This window comes from Flavobacterium sp. FPG59 (assembly GCF_002150205.1).
Lineage (GTDB): Bacteria > Bacteroidota > Bacteroidia > Flavobacteriales > Flavobacteriaceae > Flavobacterium.
Genome location: NZ_MTCA01000232.1, coordinates 1 through 4,689, shown reverse-complemented (window position 1 = coordinate 4,689; position 4,689 = coordinate 1). Strand labels below are relative to the sequence as shown.

5 protein-coding genes are annotated in these 4,689 nt (G+C 31.8%); all 5 read left to right on the top strand.

Annotated elements, in window-relative coordinates:
- The coding region (locus FPG59_RS14060; RefSeq protein ID WP_217875915.1) for a hypothetical protein at window positions 1-360 on the top strand (360 nt) is incomplete at its 5' end.
- A gap of 18 nt (window positions 361-378) precedes the next feature.
- Window positions 379-675, top strand: coding sequence for a putative quinol monooxygenase (locus tag FPG59_RS14055; RefSeq protein WP_086455210.1), 297 nt, complete (start codon window positions 379-381; stop codon window positions 673-675).
- A gap of 84 nt (window positions 676-759) precedes the next feature.
- On the top strand, window positions 760-1,485 hold the full coding sequence (gene gldF / locus FPG59_RS14050; protein ID WP_086455209.1) for a gliding motility-associated ABC transporter permease subunit GldF: 726 nt from the start codon (window positions 760-762) through the stop codon (window positions 1,483-1,485).
- Entirely contained in the window at window positions 1,485-3,170 is a 1,686-nt protein-coding gene (gldG, locus tag FPG59_RS14045) for a gliding motility-associated ABC transporter substrate-binding protein GldG (protein WP_086455208.1), read from the top strand. The genes gldF and gldG overlap by 1 nt, the downstream gene beginning before the upstream one ends.
- A gap of 104 nt (window positions 3,171-3,274) precedes the next feature.
- Window positions 3,275-4,393 carry a DNA polymerase III subunit beta gene (gene dnaN, locus FPG59_RS14040; RefSeq protein ID WP_086455207.1) on the top strand — a complete coding sequence of 373 codons (1,119 nt, stop codon included), beginning with the start codon at window positions 3,275-3,277 and terminating at the stop codon, window positions 4,391-4,393.
- Window positions 4,394-4,689 lie beyond the last annotated feature (296 nt).

Genomic DNA, 4,689 nt, shown 5'->3' with positions numbered 1-4,689 from the left:
GATGACAATTATGACATGTTGGAAAAGTTTATAGTGAAATACAATATAGATTTTTCAGAATTTAGATATGATGAGCATTTTGAAAGTGAATGTGAATTTACAATCGGTATTTGGTCTATATTAAATGTTTTATTACTTCCATTATTCATAACTAAAGGTATTTTTTCTCATCTTATTAATTTTATCTCAAGTAAACATTCATATAAAATTGATAAGTTCAATTTCTTTTTAGAAGAATACAAATCAGATAAAATTGATTTAACTATGGGAGATTTAATTACATCGAAAATTCAAGGAAAGTTCCATTTAAGAGAAGATGTCAAATATGTTATTACAAATTGCAAAATTCAAAATCGCTAATTATAAATTTAAAATCTAATGTTTGTACGCATAGTAAAATTAAGTTTTCATGAGGAGCATATTCCTGCATTTTTAGAAAACTTTGAGTTAATGAAAGATAAAATACGAAATGCGCCTGGAAATCGTTTCTTAGAATTGTATCAAGATAAAAACAGCAAAAGCATTTTCTTTACTTACAGTTATTGGGAAACCGAAGCCGATTTAGAAAATTACAGAAATTCTGAACTATTTTACGAAGTGTGGACTTTCACCAAAAAATTATTCAACGACAAACCAGAAGCGTGGAGCGTAGATAAATTAGTTACTTTAGAGTAAAAAATAGTTTAAAGTTTAAGGTTTAAAGTTGTTGGATTGGGAACTTTAAACATTAAACATTTGAAACTTTAAACAAAAAAACAAATGAAATCAATAGTTTTACGAGAAATAAAATCCTTTTTCGGTTCGCCAATAGGTTATTTAGTAATTGCCATTTTTTTAATCATTAACGGATTATTTCTTTGGTTTTTTGAAGGAGAATACAACATCCTTAATTCTGGTTTTGCTGATTTGACTCCCTTTTTTACTTTAGCACCTTGGATTTTAATTTTCCTGATTCCAGCTGTAACCATGCGCAGTTTCTCTGATGAGAAAAAACAAGGAACCTTAGAATTATTACTAACAAAACCATTAAGTATTTGGCAAATTGTAAACGGGAAATTTCTTGGAGCTTTGCTTTTAATTCTAATAGCCATAATTCCAACCTTTATTTATGTTGCCGTAATTTATGATTTAGGAATGCCTGAGGGCAATATCGATATGGGAAGCACAATAGGCTCCTATTTTGGATTAGTGTTCCTAATTGCAGCCTATTCTTCGATAGGGATATTCACCTCTACATTATCAGACAACCAAATTGTTGCTTTTATTTTGGCAGTTTTTATTTGCTTCTTTTTTTATTTTGGGTTTGATGGTATTGCAACAGTGGTTCCAAGTTTATCTCAAATCATTGCTTCATTGGGTATGCAAGATCATTTTAAGAGTATGAGTCGCGGAGTACTAGACACGAGAGACATTCTTTATTTTACAAGTATTACCGTTGTCTTTCTTTCATTTACTGTTTATAATCTAAAATCTTTCAAATCGTAATGACTACTTCTAAGAAAAAAAACCTGAAATCAGTATTGATTATTCTTGCCGTTGTATTAGTTGTAAATGCAATAGGAAGTTCCGTTTTTCATCGTTTTGATTTAACAAAAGATAAGAGATACACACTTTCCCCTACCTCATTAAAAATTATTGATCAGGTTCAAAATCCGCTTGTTATAAAAGTATACATGCAAGGCGATTTACCTCCAGAATTCAGACGCTTACAACAAGAAACAAAGCAACTTTTAGAAGAATTTCAAGCATACAATTCTAATTTAGTGTTTGAATTTGTAGATCCTTTGGAAAACAAGGACGCAAGTATGGACAACATCAAAGAATTGTATCGAAAAGGCTTAACACCTGTAAACATAACTGTTGACGACAAAGGAAAACAGTCACAAGCTATGGTTTTCCCATGGGCAATTGCTGTTTATGATAACAAAGAAGTCAACATTCCTTTGCTAAAGAATATTATGGGCGCCTCTACAACCCAAAAAGTAATAGGATCTGTACAACATTTGGAATATTCCATTGCCGAAGGTTTAAATAAAATTACAAAAGCCAAACAGAAAAAAATTGCTGTTATTAAAGGTAATGGCGAGCTACAAGATATTTTAATGGCCAAATTTTTATTGCAAGTACGAGAAAGTTACTTTATTGCGCCGTTCACGCTTGATTCAGTAGCTAAAAATCCGTTAAAAAGTTTAGAATCTCTTAAAGAATATGACCTAGCACTCATTGCAAAACCAACCGAAACCTTTACCGATCAGGAAAAACAAGTACTGGATCAATACATCATGCATGGTGGTAAAACGTTATGGCTTGTAGACCAAGTTGTAGCAGAAATGGATAGTTTGTACAATCCTGCAGGAGCTACCCTAGCCTATCCAAGGGATTTAAACTTGAATGATATGTTTTTTAAATATGGCTTTCGTATTAATCCAGATTTAATAAAAGACGAGCAAGGAAGCCCTATAAAACTGGCTACTGGCGAACAAGGAAGTGCAACTCAATTTCAGGAATTCAACTGGAAGTTTGCACCACAAGTATATCCTACAAGCACGCATCCGATTGTAAAAAATTTAGGCGGAATCAAATTTGACTTTGCTAATCCTATTGATACCTTGAAAAACGGCATCAAAAAAACGGTACTGCTACAGTCCTCACAATATTCAAAAAAGATAGGAACGCCATCAGAAGTAAATTTAGAAAGTGTTACCGAAGAAACTTCACCAGCTGATTATGCTGCAAAAGGTAAATTGCCATTATCCGTATTACTCGAAGGTAGTTTTGAATCTATGTATAAAAATCGAGTTTTGCCTTTTGAACAAAAAACATTTTTAGACCAAGGAAATGCAAATAAAATGATTGTTATAGCCGATGGAGATCTAATCAAAAACCAATTGGATAAAAACTTTCAACCTGTTGAACTAGGTTATGATCAGCGTTCAGGAAATTTATATGACAACAAAGATTTTTTAATAAACTGTGTCAATTACCTATTAGATGATAATGGACTTATTAACATTAGAAGCAAGGATCTAGATTTGCCTTTATTAGACAAAGAAAAGGTTTATGAAAACTATAGCAGTACCCCAATACTAACTATCGGGTTACCAATTATTATTTTAGGGATCTTCGGTTTTGTGTTTACTTTCATTCGTAAAAGAAAATACAGTAAATAGATGTTAATAAAAAAGTTTCCAAACTAGAATAGTTTACGATATATTTGTAACATGTAACGTATTTCACAAATAAAGAAATACCTTAAAAAAATAAAATAAAACAGATGAAATTTATAGTATCGAGTTCATACTTATTGAAACAATTACAAGTTTTAGGGAATGTAATCAATAGCAGCAATACATTACCTATTTTAGACAATTTCTTATTTGATCTAGATCATAATGTATTGACCGTATCTGCCTCTGATTTAGAGACTACTATGTCTGCAACCTTATCAATCGATTCAGAAAGTAAAGGTAGTGTTGCCGTTCCTGCAAAATTACTTTTGGAAATTCTTAAAACTTTTCCAGAGCAGCCCTTAACATTTACTATAGAAGATAATAGTACCATAGAAATAAGTTCTAACTCAGGTAAATATGCTCTTGCATATGCTCCTGGTGAGGAGTTTCCAAAATCAGTAAACCTTGAAGATCCATCTGTAACACTTGTTCCTGCTGATGTTTTGGCTACAGCTATAAGTAAAACTATTTTTGCTGCAGGTAATGATGATTTACGTCCTGTAATGTCTGGAGTGTTTTTTCAATTCTCACCAGAAGGTTTAATTTTTGTGGCAACTGATGCGCACAAATTGGTAAAATATGCTCGAACTGATGTGAAAGCCTCTCAAGTTGCTGATTTTATCATGCCAAAAAAACCATTGAACATCTTAAAAAATATTTTAGGATCTTCAGATGCAGAGGTAAAAATAGAATACAATGATTCGAATGCTACTTTCTCTTTTGACAATTACATTTTGATGTGTCGTTTAATTGATGGAAAATATCCAAATTACGAAGCCGTAATCCCAAAAGAGAATCCAAATAAATTAATGATTGACCGTACTCAATTTTTAAGTTCTGTGCGTCGTGTAGCTATCTTTTCGAACAAAACTACTCACCAAATTAGATTAAAAATTGCTGGTGCTGAGTTAAACGTATCTGCAGAAGATATTGATTATTCTAACAAAGCCGAAGAAAGATTGACTTGTGATTACCAAGGTGATGATATGCAAATAGGCTACAACTCTCGTTTTTTAACTGAGATGTTGACCAACTTACAATCGGATATGATTATGCTTGAAATGTCTTTACCTAATAGAGCCGGAATTTTAACTCCAGTTGATGGATTAGAGGAAGGTGAAACTGTTACCATGCTTGTAATGCCTGTAATGCTTAACAGCTAAGATTACAATTTAACATACGCTATTAACCAAACCATTTTTATATTGAAAAAAACCGTCTCTATTTTGGAGACGGTTTTTTTTCTTACGGATGTTTCTGATTTTTATGAGTTTACTGTTTCACGACTTGCTAAAGTGGAGAATTAAGGAAACCTAAACTTTATGTTAAGTATTGACTTTACATGTACAAAATCAATATTTAATTAAAACAAGATCCCAATCGCAACAAACTGCTTCAGGTCGATTGATTTTCTTATTCATATTCAACTATTTGTTTTAAATGATGTTCTAAATGTTCA

Excerpts from the sequence above, each read along its gene's own strand:
- gldG (WP_086455208.1), top strand. The coding sequence starts at position 1,485 with ATGACTACTTCTAAGAAAAAAAACCTGAAATCAGTATTGATTATTCTT.
- FPG59_RS14055 (WP_086455210.1), top strand. The coding sequence starts at position 379 with ATGTTTGTACGCATAGTAAAATTAAGTTTTCATGAGGAGCATATTCCT.
- gldF (WP_086455209.1), top strand. The coding sequence starts at position 760 with ATGAAATCAATAGTTTTACGAGAAATAAAATCCTTTTTCGGTTCGCCA.
- dnaN (WP_086455207.1), top strand. The coding sequence starts at position 3,275 with ATGAAATTTATAGTATCGAGTTCATACTTATTGAAACAATTACAAGTT.